We start from the raw sequence: 21,512 nt of genomic DNA, 5'->3' as shown, positions 1-21,512 counted from the left end.
ATCACGTGGGCCTGTTTGTTTTGTGTGTTGCTATTTGTCGGCTTGCGCGGCTCCGGAGGGGGCTTAAAATCGTCACATGAATCCCTAAGTATCGAGTCCGGGCAGCCGGTCCCGGAGCTGTGAAACCGCAGGGCTAGAATGAGAAATACGCCGCAGAGAATGCAGGCCGACAAGGGCAAGGACGGCGAGGGCGTCGGGCGGGGAACCGCCGTCATCACGCGCACCAAGCCGAAGGTCAAGAAACCGAGTTTATACCGCGTACTCCTGCTGAACGACGATTACACGCCGATGGAATTCGTCGTTCACGTGCTGGAGAGGTTCTTCCAGAAAAACCGCGAACAAGCCACGCGGATCATGTTGCATGTCCACAATCACGGTGTTGGTGAGTGTGGGGTGTACACATACGAGGTGGCCGAAACCAAAGTGACGCAGGTGATGGATTTTGCCCGGCAGAACCAGCATCCGTTGCAATGCGTGATGGAGAAGAAGTAATGCCGACATTCACCGCCAGCCTCGAAAAGTCGCTTCACCAGGCGCTGACCTACGCCAATGAGCGCGAGCATGAATACGCGACGCTCGAACATCTTCTGCTTGCGCTGATCGACGATCAGGACGCCAAGTCCGTGATGGATGCATGTTCGGTCGATACCGAAGCGCTGCGCAAGACCGTCCTCGACTATGTCGACCACGAACTGGAAAACCTCGTCACCGGATATGACGAGGACGCCAAGCCGACGGCGGGTTTCCAGCGCGTCATCCAGCGCGCCGTGATCCATGTCCAGTCGTCGGGTCGCGAAGAGGTAACCGGGGCCAACGTGCTCGTCGCGATTTTCGCCGAGCGCGAAAGCCATGCCGCCTATTTCCTGCAGGAGCAGGACATGACCCGCTACGATGCGGTCAACTATATCGCGCACGGCATCGCAAAGCGTCCGGGCGCGTCGGTGACCCGGCCTCCGGATGGCGCCGAGGACCAGGCCAGTACGGATGGCGCGGCGACCGAAGGCGAGGATGGCAAGAAGAAGCAGCAAGACGCATTGAGCGCCTATTGCGTGAACCTCAACGAAAAGGCGCAGAACGGCAAGATCGATCCGCTGATCGGCCGGACCGCCGAGGTCAACCGCACGATCCAGATCCTGTGCCGCCGGTCCAAGAACAACCCGCTCTATGTCGGCGACCCCGGCGTCGGAAAGACGGCGATCGCGGAAGGTCTCGCCAAGCGCATCGTCGATGGCGACGTGCCGGAAGTATTGGCGGAATCGACGATCTTCTCGCTCGACATGGGCGCGCTGCTCGCCGGCACGCGCTATCGCGGGGATTTCGAGGAGCGGCTGAAGCAGGTCGTCAAGGAACTGGAAGAGACGCCGCATGCGGTCCTGTTCATCGACGAGATCCATACGGTCATCGGCGCGGGCGCAACGTCGGGCGGCGCGATGGACGCGTCCAACCTGTTGAAACCGGCGCTTTCCTCCGGCGCGATCCGATGCATCGGTTCGACCACCTACAAGGAATACCGCCAGTTCTTCGAAAAGGACCGCGCGCTGGTTCGCCGGTTCCAGAAGATCGACGTCAACGAGCCGTCGCTTGAGGATGCCATCGAGATCATGAAGGGGCTGAAGCCCTATTTCGAGGACTTCCACAAAATCAAGTACACGGACGATGCGATCAAATCGGCCGTGGAACTGTCGGCACGCTACATCAACGACCGCAAGCTGCCGGACAAGGCCATCGACGTCGTCGATGAAACCGGTGCGAGCCAGATGCTTCTTCCGGAGAACAAGCGCCGCAAGTCCATCGGCGTGAAGGAGATCGAGGCGACGATCGCGACCATGGCGCGCATTCCGCCGAAGACCGTTTCGAAGGACGACGAGGAAGTTCTCTCCAACCTCGAAAAGGAACTCAAGCGGGTCGTTTACGGCCAGGATCTGGCCATCGAATCGCTGGCGTCCGCCATCAAACTGGCGCGCGCGGGCCTGCGCGAACCGGAGAAGCCGATCGGCTCCTACCTGTTCTCCGGCCCGACCGGCGTCGGCAAGACCGAGGTCGCCCGGCAACTGGCGATGTCGCTCGGCGTCGAACTGCTGCGTTTCGACATGTCGGAATACATGGAGCGCCACACGGTCTCGCGTCTCATCGGCGCGCCGCCCGGCTATGTCGGTTTCGACCAGGGCGGCCTGCTGACCGACGGCGTGGACCAGCATCCGCATTGCGTGTTGCTGCTCGACGAGATCGAAAAGGCGCATCCGGACCTGTTCAACATCCTGTTGCAGGTGATGGATCACGGGAAGCTGACCGACAACAACGGCAAGCAGGTCGATTTCCGCAACACGATCATCATCATGACGACCAATGCGGGCGCGTCGGAGATGGCGAAGAACGCCATCGGCTTCGGCAGTGTGAAGCGCGAGGGCGACGACGTCGAGGCGATCAACCGCCTGTTCTCGCCGGAGTTCCGCAACCGGATGGACGCGATCGTGCCCTTCGGGCCGCTTCCGGTGCCGGTCATCCATCGCGTGGTTGAGAAATTCGTCATGCAGCTGGAAGCCCAGCTTTCCGACCGCGGCGTCATCTTCGACCTCTCGAAGGAAGCGATCGGCTGGCTCGCCGAACGCGGCTATGACGAGAAAATGGGCGCACGCCCGCTCGGCCGCGTCATCCAGGAGCACATCAAGAAGCCCCTGGCGGAGGAAGTCCTGTTCGGCAAGCTGAAGAAGGGCGGCACCGTGAAGGTGACGGTCGAAAAGGACGAGATGGGCGAGGCCAAGCTGAAGCTCGAGTCGATCGCGGACGAACCGCGGCCGAAGCCGAAGAAGCAGACCCGCAAGCCGGCCGCGAAAAAGGCGGCAACGGCCAAGGCCGCGAAGGCGCCGACCGAAGACAGCGGAGCGGACGCCGCGCCGAAGTCGAAACCATCCGTGCCGAAAGTGCCGCGCAAATAGGGACACGCTACCGGTAGCGAAAGAGCCATGACGGGCGGAGCGATCCGCCCGTTTTTTCGTCCGTACTATCTCGCCAACCCGCCATCGGCGTGCTAGCGCGGCATCATGCAGAAGCCCCCCGAGCCTGCGGCAAGCCAGGGCACCCATTTGCTCTGGTACGCACGCGGAATGCGCAACATAATCTCGCTGCCGGCCTTCATCCTGATGAGCGCCTTTGTCGGCTTTGCCGGCTTCGCGCGCGAGAGCGGTATCGAACTCGCCCATGCGGCTTTCATGACGGCGACGATCTGGGCGTTGCCGGCGCAGGTGGTGCTTATCGCGGGTATCACGGGCGGAACGACACTCGCTGCGGTGTTCGTATCCGTCGCATTGTCGTCTGTCCGGCTGATGCCGATGGTCACGACGCTGATCGCGGAAATCCGCTCCGAAAAGACCCGCACCATAACGCTGCTCTTTCTGTCGCATTTCATCGCGGTGACGTCATGGGTGATGGCGTCGGAGCGGATCCATCGTGCGCCGAGGCAATTCCGCACCACCTATTTCGCCGGGTTTGCCGTCACGCTGACATCGCTGAACATCGCAATCGTCGTCCTGGTCTATGTGTTCGCGACCGGCATTCCCGTCACGGTCCTCGGCGCGCTGTTCTTCCTGACGCCGATCTATTTCCTGACCTCGCTCTGGGCGACCGCGCGGCATCGCCTCGTCAAGATCGCCATGATTGCAGGCCTGGTTCTCGGGCCGCTGTTCCATCTCGTCGCGCCGGAATTCGATCTGCTGCTCGCCGGACTGTTCGGCGGCGTGGCCGCATTCCTGTATGACCGGAAATTTCCCGGCGACACGCAGGGGAGCGCGACATGAGTTTCACCGCGATCGACGCCTGGTGGTGGCCCTATCTCTTCATCCTGATCGCGGGATGGCTCGCGACAAACATCTGGCGCTATGCCGGCGTGCTTCTCGGTCGGAAGCTCGACGAGACCTCGGCGGCGTTCATGCTGGTGCGGTCGATCGCGACCGCGCTGGTCGCCGCCGTTATCGCCCGCCTCGTGATCTTTCCGTCGGGTGCGTTGGCCGATACCGCCTTGCCGCTTCGCCTCGGTGCCGCAATCGTCGGTTTTGCCGCGTTTCTGCTTGCCGGCCAGAAGATGGCGGTGGGGATAGGCGTCGGGCTCGCGATCCTCGTTACGGGTATGCTGCTCGGCTTCTAGTGCAATTCAGGTTTAGATCGAAACATCTGCATCAAGATGCGCGTTCGAGACGAAGTCGAGAGGCAGCGCTTCTTGATTCTGCTGCAACCTGAAATGCTCTAGAGCGCTTCCAGCGCGCCGATCAGTTTCTTCGCATTGGCGGCGAGGATGTCCTGATCTTCCATCTTGTCGACATGCTTGCGAAGCCTGACGCCTTCGACGCACGGAATGACATGGAAATGCAGGTGGAACACGGTCTGCCCGCTGGCCGCTTCGTTGAATTGCCGGATCACCGCGCCATCGGCGTTGAAGGCCGGGATGACGGCTTTTGCGACCTTCTGGACCACGGCGATGACCTTGGCCAGTTCGTCGGGATCGGCGTCGATCAGGTTGCGCGACGGCGCCTTTGGAATCACCAGCGCATGGCCGTCTGATTCCGGCATGACATCCATGATCGCAATGCAGTGATCGTCCTCGTAGACCTTGTGGCTCGGGATTTCCCCGCGCAGGATCTTGGCGAAGATGTTGTCCGGATCGTACTCGGCAGTCATGGCGTTTCCCCTTCGATGCGGTTTTCCTAGACCGGAGAGTGTCCGCCTTCAATGCAGTCGGGCGGTCTCAGTTCTCTTTTTTGAAAGGGCTGTGTTCCGACAGCACGCGCGAGAACTGCGCGACATCCTCGCGTTCGTGTTCCAGGTAGTCGGCGACCGCGTTGCGAAAGCCCTCATGCGGCAGGTAATGCGCCGAATGCGTTATCACCGGCATGTAGCCGCGCGCGAGCTTGTGTTCGCCCTGCGCGCCCGCCTCGACGAATTCCAGCTTGTTCGCGATGGCGTATTCGATGGCCTGATAGTAGCAGATCTCGAAATGCAGGCAGGCGTGGTGCTCGATGCACCCCCAGTGGCGGCCGAACAGCGTATTGCCGCCGATAAAATTGATCGCCCCGGCCACGTAGCGCCCGTTTCGCTTCGCCATGACGAGCAGGATGTCGTCGGGCATGCGTTCGGCGATCAGCGAATAGAAGGTTCGGTTGAGATAGGGCCGTCCCCACTTGCGGCTGCCGGTATCCGAATAAAACGCGAAGAACGCATCCATGGCGCTCTCGGTGATATCGCCTCCCGTCAGCCATTCGACCGTGATTCCATTCTCCAACGCGGTCGCGCGTTCCTTGCGGATGTTCTTGCGCTTGCGCGACGAGAGCGTTTCCAGGAAGGCGTCGAAATCGCCATATCCGGCATTGTGAAAATGGAACTGCTGGTCCGTGCGATGAAGATAACCCGCGGTTTCGAGCGCCTGAATGTCCGTTTGCGTGGCGAAGGTGACGTGCGCGGAGGAGACGCCGAGCCTGTTGGTCAGCGCCATCAATCCTTGCGCGAGGGCCTGCCGCGCTGAGGATGCATCGATCGCGTCCGAGACGAGCAAACGCGGCCCGGTCGCGGGCGTGAAGGGAACGGAACTCTGGAGCTTCGGATAGTACTCGCCGCCGGCACGGCGATAGGCGTCGGCCCAGGCGTGGTCGAACACATACTCGCCCTGGCTGTGAGACTTCAGATAACAGGGCAGGGCGGCGATAAGGGTCCCGTCCGCATCTTCCAGCGCCAGATGCTGGCCGAGCCAGCCGGTCTGCGCCGTCGCGCTTCCCGAGTCCTCCAATGCGCCGAGAAAGGCGTGCGAAATGAAGGGATTATACGGTGCCACCCCTTCGCCGGGAGCCGTGCCGGATAGACGCGACCAGTCGGCTTCGCTGATCTCGGCAAAACGGTCGCGAACACGAATGACAAAGGAATCGTCTTCGTGATCGGTTCCGGGGGCGTCGCTGGATTGGGTCATACCCAAGATTTATCGCATACCGCACTGCAAACAAGAGAGGCGCTAGATATCCGGGTCAAAACCTTCGAACGTCATCTGGTCGGCATAGTCGCGCGTGGCCGCGACGTCCTCCGGCGTCCTGACCGTCCATGTGATCACGGGAAGGCCAAGCTCTTCACGCACGCGCGCCACGAACGGATTCGGTAGCGCTTTCACGTGATAGGACACGAAGGAGATGCTCTGGGCGAGAGCCTTCTCGTGCTCCACAAAGGCAGGCGTACCGATCCCTTCCGCAGTCAAGCCGAGCGGCACCGCTGAGTCGGTATCCCGGAAGGCCGAGAGGAGATCGTGAGCAAACGACATGACCGCGGCCGGGCCGGCATAACCTGCCAGATCCGCGGCGACCGCGCCGGCGAGAGCAATGTTGCGCGGCCCGTTATCCTTCATCTCGACCACGACCGGAACACGGCCATCGATCAGCGCAAATGTCTCGGCCAGCGTCGGGATGAGGTCGCTCGTATCGCCCAGTTTGACCCTGCCGAGTTCCGCCGCCGTCCTTCCGGCAAGCGGTCCGGTCTGATCGGTCAATCGATCCAGCGTCTCGTCATGGAAAACGATGGCCATGTTGTCGGCGGATAATTGCACGTCGAGTTCGATGGCGAAGTCGCGCAGGCAGGCCGCCTCGAAAGCCGACGGCGAGTTTTCCATCCGTCTGGCGCGTTCGTCATGCAGTCCGCGATGCGCGATGGGGCGGCGCGTCAGGAACTCCGTCGAACTCATGCAGAAGCATCCGAATACCGGATGATCGCCTCGATCTCCACCGGGGCATTGAGCGGCAGGGAGGCCATGCCGACCGCGGAGCGGGCGTGGCGTCCGGCATCGCCAAGTATCTCGACGAGCAAGTCCGATGCACCGTTGGCGACCAGATGCTGCTGGGTGAAATCCGGGGTGGAGGCGACGAATACGGAAATCTTCACGATATGCTCGATCCGCTCGAGGTCTCCGAGAAGCGACTTCGCCTGGGCCAGAATGTTGATCGCACAGGCCCTGGCGGCTTCCTGGCCCGCCTCGACGTCGAGGTCGCGGCCGAGCAGGCCCGTCGCGATCAATGCGCCGTCGCGAAGAGGAAGCTGGCCGGAGGTGTAGAGAATGTTTCCGGCGGTCACAGCGGGCAGGTAGTTTGCAGCGGGTGCGGCGGCTTCCGGCAGCGAAATTCCCAGTGCGGTCAGTCGGTCGGCGATAGTCTCCGGCATTCTGGTCTCCCTTTTCGACTCGGTGCGGCGTTTACGATGTCTTGCAATTTTTGCCTCGCTTCCGCCACGAGAAAACCTATAGTCGTCGAAAATGACAGGACTTCATGATGCCGTTTGGTAATGCCAGATCCGTTGCGCTCGCAACACTTCTTCTCCCCTTGGTTTCAGCCGCTTCGACGCCCGCATCGGCGCAGTCTCTGGCACCGCATCGCGCCGTCTATGACGTCGCCCTGATGGACGCGTCGGACCGGTCCGGCATCAGCGGGATGAATGGCAGGATCGTCTACGAGTTCCAGGGATCGGCATGCGATGGTTACACGTCGAATTTCCGGTTCGTTACGCGAATCCGGTCGGCAAGCGGCAATCGCCTGACTGACCAGCAGACCTCCACTTACGAGGACGGCAAGGGCGAGATGTTTCGCTTCCTGACCAAGTCGTTCGTCAACGAGAAACTCGACCGGGAATTGTCCGGCACCGCCATCCATGAGGACGGCAGTATCATCGTGACGCTGAGAAAGCCGCAAAACGAGGAAATCGTCCTCGGGCCTGCGATGTTTCCGAGCCAGCACATCCTCGATCTGATCGACCGGGCGCAAAAGGGCGAGACGATCTACGAAGCGGATATTTTCGACGGCTCCGAAGACGCCGACCGCGTGATGACCACAACGGTCATTATCGGCCAGGAGAAGACGGAGCAGGAAGGTGACGCCGAAGCTGCCGAAGCGCTCAAGGACGATCCCTACCGAAATGTGTCGATTTCCTATTTCGACGCATCGTCGGAAGATCATTCGGGTGAGTCGCTTCCCGAATACCAGATCGCCTTCAAGCTCTATGAAAATGGCGTAACGCGCGATCTTGTCATGGATTACGGGGACTTCGCGCTCTCCGGGAAGCTCAACAGGCTGGAAATGCTCCCGCGCCAGGAGTGCGATTGAGCCCCGCCTGATCGGCCGATCTGTGCGGCGCTCTGAGGCGCCGCGCTTGCAATTGCCGCGCCAATAGGCTATCGCGCGGCGCATTCCACACACGAAGTTCGGTTTGTGCCGGGAGAAATCCGGCCTGACCACCGGTGGCGGGAAACCGCTTTTACGCTTCGTGGAGGTTAAACCGGAAAGGAAAAACGATGGCGTTGCCTGATTACAGCATGCGCCAGCTGCTTGAAGCTGGTGTTCACTTCGGTCACCAGACTCACCGCTGGAACCCGAAAATGGCCCGATACATCTTCGGTGCCCGTAACAATATTCACATTCTCGATCTGTCGCAGTCGGTGCCGCTCCTGCACCAGGCTTTGAAGGTTGTCTCCGACACCGTTGCCGGTGGCGGCCGCGTGCTTTTCGTCGGCACCAAGCGCCAGGCTTCGGAAATCGTTGCCGACGCGGCAAGCCGCAGCGCGCAGTATTACGTCAATGCCCGCTGGCTCGGCGGCATGATGACCAACTGGAAGACGATCTCGAACTCGATCCAGCGCCTGCGCAAGGTCGAGGAAATCCTGTCGTCCGACGCACAGGGCTTCACCAAGAAGGAGCGCCTGAACCTCGAGCGTGAACGCGACAAACTGGATCGCGCGCTCGGCGGCATCAAGGACATGGGCGGCACGCCGGATCTGATGTTCGTGATCGACACCAACAAGGAAGCGATCGCGATCCAGGAAGCCAAGCGTCTCGGTATCCCGGTCGTCGCGATCGTCGATTCGAACTGCGATCCCGACCCGATCGACTACCCTATCCCGGGCAATGACGACGCGGCCCGCGCGATTGCGCTTTACTGCGACCTGATCGCCCGCGCGGCAATCGACGGCATTGCGCGCCAGCAGGGCGCGTCCGGCGTCGACGTTGGTGCTTCTGCCGAAGCTCCGGTCGAGCAAGCCATCGTCGAAGCACCGGCGGAAGCCACCGAAGCTGCGGAACCGCAGGCCGCACCGGCCGAGCAGACCGAAGCTCAGGCCTGATGGCTGGCGCCGCGCCCGGTTTCACGGGCGCGGTCATCAAACCGTTACATGAATCGGCGCATGGCTGGATAAATCCGGCATGCGCCTCATTTCGGGCGTCGCCCGATATCGTTCGACACAAAGAGGCGAACCGATGAGCATCTCAGCATCTCTCGTAAAACAACTCCGCGACATGACCGGCGCGGGCATGATGGACTGCAAGACAGCCCTGACCGAAGCCAATGGCGACATTGATGCCGCCGTTGACTGGCTGCGCAAGAAGGGCATCGCCAAGGCGGACAAGAAGTCCGGCCGCACCGCGGCTGAAGGCCTGGTCGGCGTCGCTTCCGACGACAACGGCGCGGTCGTTGTCGAGGTCAACTCGGAAACAGACTTCGTTGCCCGCAACGAGGCCTTCCAGGATCTCGTCCGCAATGTCGCATCGTCCGCTCTCGGCACCGACGGTTCCGTCGATGCGGTCGCAGCCGCCGATTATCCGGGCGGTTCCAAGTCGAATGCCGACACCATCAAGGACGCGATCGCGACGATCGGCGAAAACATGAACCTGCGTCGTTCGGCCCGTCTCGACGGCACCGTGGCGACCTATGTTCACAACGCCGTTTCCGACGGACTCGGCAAGCTCGGTGTGCTCGTCGCGGTGGAAACCGATGGCGACAAGGACGCTGCGCGCGCCATCGCCCGCCAGATCGCCATGCATGTGGCCGCGACAAACCCGATGGCGCTCGACGTCGCCGATCTCGATCAGGCTGCGGTCGATCGCGAGCGTGCGATTTTCGCCGATCAGGCGCGCGCCTCCGGCAAGCCGGACAACATCATCGAGAAGATGGTCGAGGGCCGGCTGCGCAAGTTCTACGAGGAAGTCTGCCTCATGAAGCAGGCCTTCGTGATCAATCCCGACCTGACGGTCGAAAAGGCGCTCGCCGAGGCCGAAAAGGAAATCGGTGCGCCTGCCAAGGTGACCGGCTACGTCCGCTTCGCGCTGGGTGAAGGCGTCGAGAAGGAAGAATCGGATTTTGCCGCCGAAGTGGCGGCTGCTGCCAAGGGCTGATCCGACATGCTTGCGCAATCCTCTGGATAGCGCAAAAGCGAAAAGGGCACTGCGTGACAACGCGGTGCCCTTCATGTATCGGGAGGTCACCATTCAAGCGGTTCCTTCAAAGTAGTTTCATGTCTGCTTCTCCCATTTTCAAACGCGTACTTCTCAAGGTCTCGGGCGAGGCCCTGATGGGCAATCAGGGTTTCGGAATCGACGTCGAGGTCGCCGACAGAATTGCCGGCGACATCAAGGATGCGGTCGATATGGGCGTGCAGGTCGCGGTGGTCATCGGCGGCGGCAACATCTTCCGCGGCGTGGCCGTTGCCTCCAGGGGCGGCGACCGGGTGACCGGCGACCACATGGGCATGCTGGCGACCGTCATCAATTCGCTGGCGCTGCGCACGTCGCTGGTCAAGAAGAACGTCGACGCCGTCGTGCTGTCCGCCATCGCAATGCCGCAATTATGCGAGGGATTCTCGCAGCGAAAAGCGATGAACTACATCGAGCAGGGGCGTGTGGTGATCTTTGCGGGCGGTACGGGAAATCCCTATTTCACGACGGACTCGGCCGCGGCGTTGCGCGCCGCCGAGATCGGCGCCGATGCCCTGTTCAAGGGTACCCAGGTCGACGGAATTTACTCCGCGGATCCCAAGAAGGTTCCCGATGCCGAACGATTCGCAACGATCACGCATGACGAGGTGCTCGCCCGCGGACTGTCCGTCATGGACGTCGCCGCGATCGCCTTGACCCGCGAAAATCACATTCCCATTGTCGTGTTCTCGATTCATGAAGGCGGCGGTTTCTCGCAGATATTGCGGGGAGGGGGCCGCTCGACGCTGGTCAACGAGAAACAGGCGTCTTAGGGCAGGAAAAGGACAAGAAAAATGAGCCAGAACTTCGATTTCGCCGATCTGAAACGCCGCATGGAAGGCGCCATAACGGCATTCAAGGGCGATTTGGGAGGATTGCGGACCGGACGAGCTTCCGCGTCGCTCCTCGATCCGATCACGATCGAGGCCTACGGATCCCAGATGCCGATCAACCAGGTGGCGAACGTGACCGTGCCGGAACCGCGCATGCTGTCCGTTTCCGTGTGGGACAAATCGATGGTCAGCGCCGTTGAAAAGGCGATCCGCGAGTCGACGCTCGGTCTCAATCCGATGACGGATGGCACCACGGTGCGCGTGCCGCTTCCCGAATTGAACGAGGAACGTCGGCGCGAACTGGTGAAGATTGCCCATCAATATGCCGAGAACGCACGCATCGCCGCCCGGCATGTACGCCGCGACGGCATGGAAACGTTGAAGCGTCTGGAAAAAGACGGCGAGATCAGCCAGGACGAGAACCGTCAGAAGTCCGACGAGGTCCAGAAGCAGACCGACCAGACGATTGCGGAAATCGACACGCTTCTGGCGGATAAAGAAAAAGAAATCATGCATGTATGAGCCGTTCTTGCGGCTAATGAAGTGGAGTGAAACCCATCGCCTTGACCGGTGACAACGAAGACCGGAACTGCCCCGTACCCAGCCATGTCGGTATCATCATGGATGGTAATGGACGGTGGGCGGCCGCGCGTGGCATGCCACGCGGCTTCGGGCACAAGGCCGGCGTGGATGCGGTTCGCAAAACGGTACGCGCCGCCGCCGAGCTCGGCATTCAACACGTCACGCTCTATGCTTTTTCCTCCGAGAACTGGGCGCGGCCGGCGCAGGAAGTTCGCGACCTGCTCGGGTTGATGAAGCTTTTCATCACCCGCGACCTCGCCGAATTGTGCGCCAACGGCGTACGCATCCGCGTCATCGGAGATCGCCAGGGCCTTTCCGCCGATATCCTTGGCCTGGTCGAGACCGCGGAAATCCGCTCCCGGGACAATTCGAAACTCAATCTGAACATCGCTTTCAATTATGGCGGACGCGACGAGATCCGCCGTGCCTTCGTGAAACTGGCTGCGCAGGTCGTCGAGCAGGGGCTCGATCCCGCTTCGATCAGCGAAGCCGATATCGGAGCCGCGCTCGATACCGGCGCGCAGCCCGACCCGGATCTCCTCATCCGCACGAGCGGCGAAATGCGGCTGTCGAATTTCATGCTCTGGCAGGCCGCCTATTCGGAATTCGTCTTCCTGCCCTGCATGTGGCCCGATTTCGACAAGTCCTGGCTGGTGCAGGCGATCGACGAGTATTCGTCGCGGACCCGCCGTTATGGCGGAGTGCACGGCGCGAAGGACGTCGCGCTATGAGCGAACTGAAGGCGCGGATCGTCTCCGCCCTTGTCCTCGCCGCTGTCGTTTTGACGGCGACCTTGGCAGGCGGCTGGCTTTTTGCGGCCGTCGCCACAATGATCGCCGTGATCGTTTGGGCCGAATGGCTCGATATGGCATGCCCGGGCTGCGACGACCGCATTCGATTGCTTGGCGTCGTTCTGCTGGGATTGCTGTTCGTCGGGGCGCTGTTTCTTCCAAATAGCGGGATGGCACTCGCATGGGCGGTCGCGACGGCGGCATTCGTGCTGGCCGCAATGGGCTTCTCAGGAGAAAAATGGTCCGTTGCCGGCTTTCTCTACTCCGGCCTGACGCTCGTCGCCCTGATCATGCTGCGCGAATCGGGCGATGCCGCTTCGGGCCTCATCGCGATCCTTTTCCTTTATGCGGTTGTCTGGGCAACCGATATCGGCGCGTATTTTGCCGGGCGCGCGATTGGTGGCCCGAAAATCTTGCCCGTCGTCTCCCCCAAGAAGACGTGGTCGGGCGGAATTGGCGGCGTGATCTCAGCGATTTTCGCGGGCATCGTGGTGCTTGCGGTTGCCGGGGTCGGGTCTCCGGGGCTGGCCGTGATCCTCGCGGTCGTCCTGTCCGTGGTGTCGCAGATCGGTGATTTCTTCGAATCATGGATCAAGCGGCGCGCCAGCGTGAAGGACTCCAGCCGGAATATCCCCGGTCATGGCGGTTTCATGGATCGTGTCGATGGTCTCGTCTTCGCGGCAATCGTCCTGTGGGCGATGTCTCTCGCCGGCGGGGGCTTCGAGCGTCCGTCATCGGCGTTTTTCGGTGGCTGACCGCGCATTCGCGCCATGCTCCCGCCGGATTTGAATGTGTAATCGATGCAGGGTTTGGACAGGGTTTGGTGATGCTGGAATTTGTGACGGGCTTGTTTTCGACAAACGGCTTCATCCTCGGAACTCTCGTTCCGTTTCTCTTCGTTCTTCTGATCGTCGTTTTCGTCCACGAACTGGGCCATTATCTCGTTGGCCTCTGGTGCGGCATCGGAGCCAAGGTCTTCTCGGTCGGTTTCGGTCCGGAACTGGTCGGATTCAACGACCGGCGCGGAACGCGGTGGCGCCTTTCCTGGATACCGCTTGGCGGCTACGTGAAATTCGTCGGCGACATGAATGCGGCATCCGTCCCGGAAGGGCATGACGACTCGCTGACGCCGGAAGAAGAAGCGCAGGCATTCCAGAACAAGTCGGTCGGCCGCCGCGCCGCGACCGTGTTTGCCGGACCTTTCGCAAACTTCGTCTTCGCGGTCGTCATCTTTACCACGATATTCTCCGTCTATGGCCGCGGCGTCGCGGACCCGGTGGTTTCGGAAGTTCGGCCCGACAGCGTTGCCGAACAGGTCGGCATCATGCCGGGCGACAGATTCGTCAGCGTGGACGGTATTGCGGTGAAGCAATTCTCCGATGTCCAGCGCTATGTCGCTGTGCGCTGGGGCGAACCCATCGAAATGGTCATGGAGCGCGACGGCGAGTTGCTGACCTTCGAAGTCACGCCGGAACGCCTCGAGATCGAGGACCGGTTCGGTAACAAGATGGAGCAGGGCATCATCGGTGTCCTCAACGATCGGCAGACCGGCGGACACCGTGTCGAGCGCTATGGCGTCGGCGAATCGTTCGTCATGGCGGTCAAGGAGACCGCCTTCGTGATCCAGCGCACGGGTGGCTATATCGCGGGCATATTCTCCGGACGCGAAAAGCCGGACCAGATCGGCGGGCCAATTCGTGTCGCACAGATGTCCGGACAGGTCGCGACGCTCGGATTCGTCGCTCTGTTCAATCTGGCGGCAATCCTTTCCATTTCGATCGGATTGTTGAATTTATTGCCGGTGCCTGTTCTGGACGGCGGACATCTCGTATTCTACTTTTTCGAGGCGCTGCGGGGACGTCCAGTGCCAGAACGGACGCAGGAGTACGGTTACCGAATCGGTTTCGGTTTGATACTGGGACTGATGGTGTTTGCGACCTGGAATGATGTTTCGTCGCTGTTGGGAGGAAGCTAGTTCGGATTTTATGCGAATTGTTTACCATCGCAGAAGATCTCGCGTGACGATTTTGCCACGCAGGTCAGGTTCGTAAACGCATTTTAACGCAAACCCTTGCGTGTGAAATCAAAGCCTGTAATACGGTGAATTCAATGATTTATGTTTGTGCTACCCGATCTGGGGACGGACGCGGGAAGAGGGGAAAGAACCCAATGAAGACAGCACCACGGATGTTAAGCGCCGTTTCGGCGATTGCTCTGGCGCTGACGCCCGCAGTTGGCGGCGGAATTGCACTCACACTTGGTTCGGTCTCTGCTGCCGAAGCGGCTGTAGCCCGCGCGATCTCCGTTCGCGGAAATCAGCGCGTCGCAAACGGCACCGTAGCGGACCTTATCGGCTTCCGGGCCGGCGCGAACTACTCTGCGGCCGATATCGATGACGCCGTGAAGAAGCTCTTCGCAACCGGACTGTTTTCCGATGTGGATGTTTCGGTCTCCGGCGGCACACTGGTCGTCGTCGTCTCTGAACTCTCCATCGTCAATCAGGTGGTCTTCCGCGGCAACCGCAAGCAGAAGGACGATCGTCTGCGCGGCGTCGTCAGGCTTGCGCCGCGCGGGACCTTCGATCAGGCGACACTCGACGCGGACGTGGAAGCGATTCGTGGCGCCTATGGCGCAATCGGCCGTAACGATGTGAGCGTATATCCGGAAGTCGTCGATCTCGGCGACAACCGCGTCAATGTCGTCTTCCAGATCGACGAGGGCGGCCGCACGAAGATCACGCAGATCAATATCATCGGCAACAACGCGTTCAGCGACCGTCGTCTGCAGGGCGTGATTTCGACCAAGAAAAGCAATCCGCTTTCCTGGCTGACCCGCTCCGACATCTACGACGACCAGCGTCTGGCCGCGGATGAAGAGCAGCTTCGCCGCTTCTACTTCAATCGCGGATATGCGGATTTCCGTATCCTGTCGTCGTCGGGCGATATCGATCCGAATACCGGAAATGTCGTCGTCACGATCGAGGTTGATGAAGGCGAGCGCTACAAATTCGGCATGGTCGATATCGACAGCACCGTGAGCGGTGTCGGGTCGGAGGAACTCCGCTCGACGGTTTCGACTCGCGATGGCGCGATCTACAGCGCGGAAGACGTGGAAGACACGCTGATCGCGATGTCGGAGCGGCTTGCCACCGAAGGCTTCCCATTCGCAGAAGTGACGCCGGTCGGAAACCGCAATTTCGAGACCCGCACCATTGATGTCTCCTACGTGATCGACCAGGGCCAGCGCGCCTTTGTCGAGCGTATCGAGATCATGGGCAATGCGCGTACCCGCGACTATGTCATCCGCCGCGAGTTCGATCTCGCTGAGGGCGATGCGTTCAACCAGACTCTGCTTCGCCGCGCGCAGCGTCGACTCGAAAGGCTCGATTATTTCGAGCGGGTCGATATTACGACGCGTCCTGGATCGGCTCCCGATCGGGTTATTATCGTCGTCAATGCTGTCGACAAATCGACCGGTGAATTCGGTATCGGCGCAGGCTACACAACGGCTGGCGCAGGGTCTTCGGGTGGCGTCTCGGTCGAAGCTAGCGTTGTCGAGCGCAACTTCCTTGGCCGCGGGCAAACGATTCGCATCAGCGCCGGCGGCGGCGTCGATAACCGGACCTACAACATCTCGTTCACCGAGCCGTATTTCCTCGGTTACCGGCTTGCGCTAACCGGCGCGGCTTATCGCAAGACGAAAGACTATAACACCTACGATCTTGCGTCGACCGGCGGCAGCATCAGCTTCGGATTGCCGATCACGCATGATCTGAGCGCAAATATCGGCTACAAGTTCCAGCAGGATGAGTTTTCAAACGTAGATGGCGTGGGCTCGACCCCGCAATCGATTCTTGATGACATCAGCACCTACGGAAACACTTGGACCGAATCGACGATTTTCTATGGGCTGACCTACAACACGGTCGATAGCCCTCAGGATCCGCATGAAGGATTGTATCTCCGTTTCGGACAGGAATTCGCGGGCGTTGGCGGCGATGCGCGGCATGTGAAATCGACGGTCGCCGGTTCTTATTACAAGACCTTGTCGGACGAAGCAGACCTCGTAGGTGTGCTCAGGTTTGGAGCGGGTAACATCACTGGCCTTGGGCAAGATGTGCGTTCGGTCGATCACTTCCAACTGGGTACGAAGTTTATTCGCGGCTTCGAAAACAACGGAATCGGACCGACCGATATTTCGACAGGTGACCACATCGGCGGAAAAACCTATTTCAATGCGTCGGCTGAGGCGCAGTTCCCGCTGCCGGCTTTCCCAAGGGACTTGGGTCTTAAAGGTTCCGTCTTTGCGGATGCGGCGACGCTATTCGGTCATGACGATGGGGCGAATGCGGCAAACACCGCCATGGAATGGCGTGCATCTGCGGGTATCGGCCTGATATGGGACTCTCCGTTCGCGCCGTTGCGGTTCGATTATGCCTGGCCGCTCATGAAAGAGCCGACGGACAAGGTGCAGAATTTCAACTTCTCCATCTCGACCGCATTCTGATAGAACGGCCCGGCAAGAAGCCGGGCCTTTTTTCTCGTGCTTGAATCACAGCCCAATTTCCATAAGCCCATTGCGGAACTGAGCGTCGCCGCCGTCGCGGAACTGTGCGGCGGACGTGTCGCAGATGGTTTGAACGGATCGACCCGGATTTCCGGTCTGTCGTCGCTGGATGATCCGCGCAACGGTTCTCTCGTTTTCGTACAGTCATCGACAAGCGCCGAGAAACTCGCGGCGCTCTCGAAAGTCGCAGCCGTACTGTGCAACGAGAAGGGACTTGCCGCTCTTCCCGGTGGTCCCGTCAAGATAGTCGTATCGTCACCGCATGCGGCATTCGCCGCGATCGGCTGCCATCTGTTCCCTGACAGTCTTGGGCCGGGCCGGGCGAATGCCAGCGACGGGTATAAGACGGACTATCCCGATGCATACGTTTCCCGGCTCGCGCAAATCGAGGACGGTGTCGTCATCGGTGCCGGCGCGGTCATCGGCGATCATGTCGCTATTGGCCGCAACACGATCATCGGTTCGAACGCGGTCATAGCCGATCATTGCCAGATCGGCCGCGAATGCCGGATCGGTCCGCTTGCGGATATCCAGTATGCGTTGATCGGAAACGGCGTGATCCTTCACGGCGGGGCGCGTATCGGACAGGACGGCTTCGGCTATGTCCCGGGTCCGGAAGGTCTCCAGAAGGTGCCGCAGCTCGGTCGCGTCATCCTCCAGGACCGTGTAGAGATTGGCGCCAACGCGACGGTCGATCGTGGCGCGCTTGACGATACGGTGATTGGCGAAGGCACAAAAATAGACAATCTTGTCCAGATCGCGCACAACGTCAGGATCGGACGGCATTGTGCGATCGCGGCCCATACCGGACTTTCGGGAAGCGTCGTTATCGGCGATGGATGCCTTCTTGGAGGTGCCGTCGGGATCGCCGATCACGTGACGATTGGTTCGGGCGTACAGATTGCTGCGTCGTCCGGCGTGATGCATGATATTCCCGATGGCGAACGCTGGGCCGGCACTCCGGCGCGTCCTTACAAGGAGTTTTTTCGCCAGTCTGCGGCGTTGCGTAAACTTGCGGCCGCCGATAAGAAGCCGAAAAACAAGAAACAGCAGGACAGTTGATGACCGAATCCGAAGGACAGGCCGCGATCCTGGAGGCAGCCGACATTCAGGAGATCATGCAGCTGTTGCCGCATCGCTACCCGTTTTTGCTGATCGACAAGATCGTCGATATCGACGGCGAGCAGTCAGCGGTGGGCATCAAGAACGTCACGGCGAGCGAGCCGCACTTCCAGGGCCATTTTCCCAATCTGCCGATCATGCCGGGTGTTCTCATGATCGAGGGCATGGCGCAAACCGCCGCCGCAATCGGCGTTCGCGCGCGCAAGTCCGAGAAATCGGCGCTCGTGTTCTTCATGACGATCGACAATGCGAAATTTCGCCGACCGGTCGTTCCGGGGGACGTGCTCGAATACCACGTATCCCTGATGAAGAAGCGGGGCACGGTGTGCCGTTATGCGTGCGTGGCCAAGGTCGGCGGTGAAAAGGTCGCTGAAGCGGAACTAACCGCGAAACTGTCCTTCGATTACGGAGAGGACTGATCGTGGAAATGAGCCAGTCTCCCTCGATTCACCCGACGGCGATTGTCGAACCGGGCGCCGAACTCGGGTCCGGCGTCCGCATCGGACCGTTCTGTCATATCGGACCGCTTGCCGTTATCGGCGACAACGTGGAACTGATGAGCCATGTCGTCGTGATGGGCGATACGACGATTGGAGAGAATTGCCGCGTCTTTCCGCATGCCATTCTCGGCGCGGAGCCGCAGAATACGGCCTACAAGGGCGAGCGCACAAAGCTGGTGATCGGGCGCAATGCGACGATCCGCGAAGGGGTCACCATGCACACCGGGACGGGGTCGTCGCGGGGGATCACGACCGTTGGCGACAACTGCATGTTCCTAGCCTATTCACATATCGCCCATGATTGCGTTTTGGGTGACAATGTCACCTTTGCAAACAATGTGATGATCGGCGGCCACGCGGTCATCGGAGACCGTGTCATTATCGGTGGGGGTGCGGGCGTTCACCAGTTTTGCCGCGTCGGACACCATTCCTTTATCGGTGGTCTCGCTGCGGTTACGAAGGATGTCATTCCCTATGCCTTGGTCATGGGCAATCGTGCGTTCCTGGCAGGTCCGAACCTTGTCGGATTGAAGCGCTCCGGCATGGACAGGTCTGAGATCAATGTCTTGCGCCGCGCCTATAAGAGCCTGTTTGCATACGAACTCGGTTCGATGCGCGAGAACGCGTCCCGATTGCTCGAAGAGCACAAGGACCTCGATTCCGTACGCGATATTGCGGAGTTCATTCTGGCGCCCGGCAATCACAAATACATGACGCCGTTGAGTGACTTTCGGGCGCGCATGGCCGACGGCGAGTGACCGATGCCAGCCGTCGCCTCCGCCAGTGACGGACGTGTCGTTATCATCGCCGGCGGCGGAAACATTCCTCTCTTCGTTGCCGAAACGCTCGCCGAGCAGGGCCGCAACCCCTTCATCGTTGCGCTCGAGGGCGAGGCCGATCCGGCCGTGTCGCGTTTCGAGCACGAATACATTCATACGTCCCACATAGGCGTATTGCTCTCCATACTGGAGCGGATCCGGCCGGCGGACGTGGTCATGGTGGGCAGCGCGAAACAGCGTCCAAGCCTCTGGCGCATAAGGCCGGACTGGACGACGTTCCGGCTGGCTGCGAAATTCCTTCCCAAGCTCAAATCTGGTGACGATTCTCTGTTGCGCGGCGTCGTCGAGATGATCGAAGAGGCCGGATTTCGCGTGCGGGGCGTGCACGAGCTCGTACCCGAGTTGCTCGCGTCCGAAGGACATATCGCCGGACCGGCTCCGACAGCTGCGGACGGGGAGAGCATCGCGACCGCGGTCAATGGAGCACTCGCTCTCGGCCGGCTTGACGCCGGTCAGGCTTGTGTTGCGATCGGCCGGCGAATCGTCGCACTCGAAGGGGCAGAGGGAACCGACCAGATGCTCCTGCGCGTCTCCGAGCTGCGAGAGGAAGGCCGTATCCCGGATCGCCGGGGCGGCGTCCTCGTCAAACTGGCAAAACCCGGCCAGGAAATCCGTGCCGACCTGCCCACAATAGGGCTCGTTACGGTGCAGAACGCCCACGCCGCGAAGCTGAAGGGCATTTGCGTGCATGCCGGCCGCGCCCTCATTTCCGATCATGACGCGACCTGCGCCAAGGCGGAGGAACTCGGCATTTTCCTGCACGGGATCCACCCGGAAACCACCGCCGGAGGAACCGGGCGCCAATGACGGTCAGTGATACATTGGTACTCGGTATCGTCGCCGGAGAACAATCCGGCGAGAATCTTGCCATCGATCTTCTGGACTCGATCAAGACACGGTCCGGACGGAACATCTCGCTTGTCGGCGTTGGCGGCGACCGGCTTCGGGAGAGGGGGCTCGACAGCGTGTTCGATGCGTCTGAGATCGCCATAACAGGCGTTTCCGGAGTGCTCGCCAGTCTGCCGCGCCTGTTTCTGCGCATTCGACAGACGGCGGATGCCCTGATCGCGGCCCGGCCAGACGCGATCGTGCTGATCGATAGCCCGGACTTTTCTCACCGGGTGGCACGACGCGTGAAACGCGCCCTTCCGGATACGCCGATCGTGAAGTATGTCGCGCCGTCCGTTTGGGCCTGGCGGCCGGACCGTGCGCGCAAGATGGCCGGACATATCGACCACGTCCTTGCGATCCTTCCATTCGAGCCCGAGGTCATGCAACGCCTCGGCGGACCGCCAACGCACTATGTCGGGCATCCTCTGGCATCCGACACTGAACTGGCGGATATCTGGACCAAGCGGGAGAGCCGTTCCCAACCGAACGGGAACGAGGCATTCGACCTGCTTCTCCTTCCCGGGTCGCGGGTCGGCGAGGTCAAGTCACTGATCGGCGATTTCGGGGCTGCCGTAGCGGAGTTGAACCGGCGCGGACGAACGTTCCGCATTCACATGCCGACGCTGCCGAAACTTGTCGGGTTCCTGGAAAGCGAGACTGCAAACTGGCCGGTCAAGCCGACGATCACCGTGGACCATTCTCAAAAGCTGGATGCCTTTCGGCGCGCGGACGCGGCGCTGGCGGCGTCCGGGACCGTGATCCTCGAACTCGCGCTCGCCGGGGTGCCCGCGATCAGTTGCTATCGAACGGACGCCTTCATGAAGCCGTTCCTGCCGATGATCAAGATCTGGACCGCAGCGCTCCCGAACCTCATATGCGACCGACCGGTCGTTCCGGAGTTCCTGGACACGACGATCAGGCCCGGCATGCTTGCGCGCTGGATCGAGGAGTTTGTCGCGCCGGAAAGCCTTGCCGCGAAGCGCCAGCTCGCCGCATTTCGGGATATGCGGGAACTGATGGCGACACCTGAGCGCCCGGGCATTTCGGCTGCCGGCGTCGTGCTGGCGGAATTAAAGACCAAAACCCTGTCGCAGCAATAGAAAAGGCCGGCCATCCTTTCGGACAGCCGGCC

The 21,512-nt window shown here is 60.8% G+C and carries 22 protein-coding genes; 18 read left to right on the top strand and 4 right to left on the bottom strand.

Going from position 1 to position 21,512, the window contains the following annotated elements; translation table 11 throughout:
• The first annotated feature begins 138 nt into the window (after window positions 1–138).
• From clpS to ACQK2M_RS15345, 4 genes are all read left to right on the top strand, one after another.
• Window positions 139–492 carry an ATP-dependent Clp protease adapter ClpS gene (gene clpS, locus ACQK2M_RS15360; protein WP_223479311.1) on the top strand — a complete coding sequence of 118 codons (354 nt, stop codon included), beginning with the start codon at window positions 139–141 and terminating at the stop codon, window positions 490–492.
• Window positions 492–2,936: an ATP-dependent Clp protease ATP-binding subunit ClpA gene (gene clpA / locus ACQK2M_RS15355; protein WP_425418506.1), complete on the top strand. Its 2,445-nt coding sequence runs from the start codon at window positions 492–494 to the stop codon at window positions 2,934–2,936. Before clpS ends, clpA begins: the two co-directional genes overlap by 1 nt.
• Before the next feature lie 105 nt (window positions 2,937–3,041).
• A complete protein-coding gene (locus tag ACQK2M_RS15350) occupies window positions 3,042–3,794 on the top strand; it encodes an AzlC family ABC transporter permease (protein WP_425418505.1) in 753 nt (250 codons plus the stop codon).
• Window positions 3,791–4,141 carry an AzlD domain-containing protein gene (locus tag ACQK2M_RS15345; RefSeq protein WP_425418504.1) on the top strand — a complete coding sequence of 117 codons (351 nt, stop codon included), beginning with the start codon at window positions 3,791–3,793 and terminating at the stop codon, window positions 4,139–4,141. Before ACQK2M_RS15350 ends, ACQK2M_RS15345 begins: the two co-directional genes overlap by 4 nt.
• Before the next feature lie 98 nt (window positions 4,142–4,239).
• Here the strand turns inward: ACQK2M_RS15345 and ACQK2M_RS15340 are convergent, their stop codons facing one another.
• From ACQK2M_RS15340 to ACQK2M_RS15325, 4 genes are all read right to left on the bottom strand, one after another.
• Entirely contained in the window at window positions 4,240–4,671 is a 432-nt protein-coding gene (locus ACQK2M_RS15340) for an HIT family protein (RefSeq protein ID WP_425418503.1), read from the bottom strand.
• A 67-nt stretch (window positions 4,672–4,738) separates the two neighbouring features.
• Complete coding sequence (locus ACQK2M_RS15335) at window positions 4,739–5,950, bottom strand: GNAT family N-acetyltransferase (RefSeq protein ID WP_425418502.1); 1,212 nt, start codon at window positions 5,948–5,950, stop codon at window positions 4,739–4,741.
• Between the two features lie 42 nt (window positions 5,951–5,992).
• Window positions 5,993–6,709 carry a glycerophosphodiester phosphodiesterase family protein gene (locus tag ACQK2M_RS15330; protein WP_425418501.1) on the bottom strand — a complete coding sequence of 239 codons (717 nt, stop codon included), beginning with the start codon at window positions 6,707–6,709 and terminating at the stop codon, window positions 5,993–5,995.
• On the bottom strand, window positions 6,706–7,182 hold the full coding sequence (locus ACQK2M_RS15325; RefSeq protein ID WP_425418500.1) for a RidA family protein: 477 nt from the start codon (window positions 7,180–7,182) through the stop codon (window positions 6,706–6,708). The genes ACQK2M_RS15330 and ACQK2M_RS15325 overlap by 4 nt, the downstream gene beginning before the upstream one ends.
• 107 nt (window positions 7,183–7,289) lie before the next feature.
• On the opposite strand from ACQK2M_RS15325, the gene ACQK2M_RS15320 reads away from it, so the two are divergent.
• The 14 genes from ACQK2M_RS15320 (at window position 7,290) to ACQK2M_RS15255 (ending at window position 21,480) form a co-directional block, all read left to right on the top strand.
• A complete protein-coding gene (locus ACQK2M_RS15320) occupies window positions 7,290–8,117 on the top strand; it encodes a cell envelope integrity EipB family protein (RefSeq protein ID WP_425418499.1) in 828 nt (275 codons plus the stop codon).
• Between the two features lie 188 nt (window positions 8,118–8,305).
• A complete protein-coding gene (gene rpsB / locus ACQK2M_RS15315) occupies window positions 8,306–9,130 on the top strand; it encodes a 30S ribosomal protein S2 (RefSeq protein ID WP_223479320.1) in 825 nt (274 codons plus the stop codon).
• Between the two features lie 133 nt (window positions 9,131–9,263).
• Window positions 9,264–10,178 carry a translation elongation factor Ts gene (gene tsf, locus ACQK2M_RS15310; protein ID WP_425418498.1) on the top strand — a complete coding sequence of 305 codons (915 nt, stop codon included), beginning with the start codon at window positions 9,264–9,266 and terminating at the stop codon, window positions 10,176–10,178.
• Between the two features lie 119 nt (window positions 10,179–10,297).
• Window positions 10,298–11,029: a UMP kinase gene (gene pyrH, locus ACQK2M_RS15305; protein WP_223479322.1), complete on the top strand. Its 732-nt coding sequence runs from the start codon at window positions 10,298–10,300 to the stop codon at window positions 11,027–11,029.
• 21 nt (window positions 11,030–11,050) lie between these two features.
• Window positions 11,051–11,611, top strand: a complete 561-nt coding sequence (gene frr, locus ACQK2M_RS15300; RefSeq protein ID WP_425418496.1) for a ribosome recycling factor — start codon at window positions 11,051–11,053, stop codon at window positions 11,609–11,611.
• Between the two features lie 26 nt (window positions 11,612–11,637).
• The gene (locus ACQK2M_RS15295; protein ID WP_425418495.1) at window positions 11,638–12,402 is read left to right on the top strand and encodes an isoprenyl transferase; all 765 of its coding nucleotides are present in this window, start codon (window positions 11,638–11,640) and stop codon (window positions 12,400–12,402) included.
• Complete coding sequence (locus ACQK2M_RS15290; RefSeq protein WP_425418494.1) at window positions 12,399–13,217, top strand: phosphatidate cytidylyltransferase; 819 nt, start codon at window positions 12,399–12,401, stop codon at window positions 13,215–13,217. The genes ACQK2M_RS15295 and ACQK2M_RS15290 overlap by 4 nt, the downstream gene beginning before the upstream one ends.
• Before the next feature lie 71 nt (window positions 13,218–13,288).
• Window positions 13,289–14,437 carry an RIP metalloprotease RseP gene (rseP, locus tag ACQK2M_RS15285; protein WP_425420056.1) on the top strand — a complete coding sequence of 383 codons (1,149 nt, stop codon included), beginning with the start codon at window positions 13,289–13,291 and terminating at the stop codon, window positions 14,435–14,437.
• Window positions 14,438–14,631: 194 nt separating this feature from the next.
• Window positions 14,632–16,968, top strand: a complete 2,337-nt coding sequence (gene bamA / locus ACQK2M_RS15280; protein ID WP_425418493.1) for an outer membrane protein assembly factor BamA — start codon at window positions 14,632–14,634, stop codon at window positions 16,966–16,968.
• Window positions 16,969–17,004: 36 nt separating this feature from the next.
• Window positions 17,005–18,090 carry a UDP-3-O-(3-hydroxymyristoyl)glucosamine N-acyltransferase gene (lpxD, locus tag ACQK2M_RS15275; RefSeq protein ID WP_425418492.1) on the top strand — a complete coding sequence of 362 codons (1,086 nt, stop codon included), beginning with the start codon at window positions 17,005–17,007 and terminating at the stop codon, window positions 18,088–18,090.
• Window positions 18,090–18,569, top strand: coding sequence for a 3-hydroxyacyl-ACP dehydratase FabZ (fabZ, locus tag ACQK2M_RS15270; RefSeq protein ID WP_223479328.1), 480 nt, complete (start codon window positions 18,090–18,092; stop codon window positions 18,567–18,569). The genes lpxD and fabZ overlap by 1 nt, the downstream gene beginning before the upstream one ends.
• 8 nt (window positions 18,570–18,577) lie before the next feature.
• The gene (lpxA, locus tag ACQK2M_RS15265) at window positions 18,578–19,408 is read left to right on the top strand and encodes an acyl-ACP--UDP-N-acetylglucosamine O-acyltransferase (RefSeq protein ID WP_425420055.1); all 831 of its coding nucleotides are present in this window, start codon (window positions 18,578–18,580) and stop codon (window positions 19,406–19,408) included.
• Between the two features lie 3 nt (window positions 19,409–19,411).
• Window positions 19,412–20,296 (top strand): LpxI family protein, encoded by an 885-nt coding sequence (locus ACQK2M_RS15260; RefSeq protein WP_425418491.1) that lies wholly within the window; start codon window positions 19,412–19,414, stop codon window positions 20,294–20,296.
• On the top strand, window positions 20,293–21,480 hold the full coding sequence (locus ACQK2M_RS15255) for a lipid-A-disaccharide synthase (protein WP_425418490.1): 1,188 nt from the start codon (window positions 20,293–20,295) through the stop codon (window positions 21,478–21,480). The genes ACQK2M_RS15260 and ACQK2M_RS15255 overlap by 4 nt, the downstream gene beginning before the upstream one ends.
• Window positions 21,481–21,512 lie beyond the last annotated feature (32 nt).

This window comes from Oricola indica, from assembly GCF_965227485.1.
In the GTDB taxonomy this organism is placed as follows: Bacteria; Pseudomonadota; Alphaproteobacteria; order Rhizobiales; family Rhizobiaceae; genus Oricola; species Oricola indica.
This window is presented reverse-complemented; position numbering and strand designations above follow the sequence as displayed.

Coding starts and splice junctions, on each gene's coding strand:
- clpS (WP_223479311.1), top strand. CDS start 139: ATGAGAAATACGCCGCAGAGAATGCAGGCCGACAAGGGCAAGGACGGC.
- clpA (WP_425418506.1), top strand. CDS start 492: ATGCCGACATTCACCGCCAGCCTCGAAAAGTCGCTTCACCAGGCGCTG.
- ACQK2M_RS15350 (WP_425418505.1), top strand. CDS start 3,042: ATGCAGAAGCCCCCCGAGCCTGCGGCAAGCCAGGGCACCCATTTGCTC.
- ACQK2M_RS15345 (WP_425418504.1), top strand. CDS start 3,791: ATGAGTTTCACCGCGATCGACGCCTGGTGGTGGCCCTATCTCTTCATC.
- ACQK2M_RS15340 (WP_425418503.1), bottom strand. CDS start 4,671: ATGACTGCCGAGTACGATCCGGACAACATCTTCGCCAAGATCCTGCGC.
- ACQK2M_RS15335 (WP_425418502.1), bottom strand. CDS start 5,950: ATGACCCAATCCAGCGACGCCCCCGGAACCGATCACGAAGACGATTCC.
- ACQK2M_RS15330 (WP_425418501.1), bottom strand. CDS start 6,709: ATGAGTTCGACGGAGTTCCTGACGCGCCGCCCCATCGCGCATCGCGGA.
- ACQK2M_RS15325 (WP_425418500.1), bottom strand. CDS start 7,182: ATGCCGGAGACTATCGCCGACCGACTGACCGCACTGGGAATTTCGCTG.
- ACQK2M_RS15320 (WP_425418499.1), top strand. CDS start 7,290: ATGCCGTTTGGTAATGCCAGATCCGTTGCGCTCGCAACACTTCTTCTC.
- rpsB (WP_223479320.1), top strand. CDS start 8,306: ATGGCGTTGCCTGATTACAGCATGCGCCAGCTGCTTGAAGCTGGTGTT.
- tsf (WP_425418498.1), top strand. CDS start 9,264: ATGAGCATCTCAGCATCTCTCGTAAAACAACTCCGCGACATGACCGGC.
- pyrH (WP_223479322.1), top strand. CDS start 10,298: ATGTCTGCTTCTCCCATTTTCAAACGCGTACTTCTCAAGGTCTCGGGC.
- frr (WP_425418496.1), top strand. CDS start 11,051: ATGAGCCAGAACTTCGATTTCGCCGATCTGAAACGCCGCATGGAAGGC.
- ACQK2M_RS15290 (WP_425418494.1), top strand. CDS start 12,399: ATGAGCGAACTGAAGGCGCGGATCGTCTCCGCCCTTGTCCTCGCCGCT.
- rseP (WP_425420056.1), top strand. CDS start 13,289: ATGCTGGAATTTGTGACGGGCTTGTTTTCGACAAACGGCTTCATCCTC.
- bamA (WP_425418493.1), top strand. CDS start 14,632: ATGAAGACAGCACCACGGATGTTAAGCGCCGTTTCGGCGATTGCTCTG.
- fabZ (WP_223479328.1), top strand. CDS start 18,090: ATGACCGAATCCGAAGGACAGGCCGCGATCCTGGAGGCAGCCGACATT.
- lpxA (WP_425420055.1), top strand. CDS start 18,578: ATGAGCCAGTCTCCCTCGATTCACCCGACGGCGATTGTCGAACCGGGC.
- ACQK2M_RS15260 (WP_425418491.1), top strand. CDS start 19,412: ATGCCAGCCGTCGCCTCCGCCAGTGACGGACGTGTCGTTATCATCGCC.
- ACQK2M_RS15255 (WP_425418490.1), top strand. CDS start 20,293: ATGACGGTCAGTGATACATTGGTACTCGGTATCGTCGCCGGAGAACAA.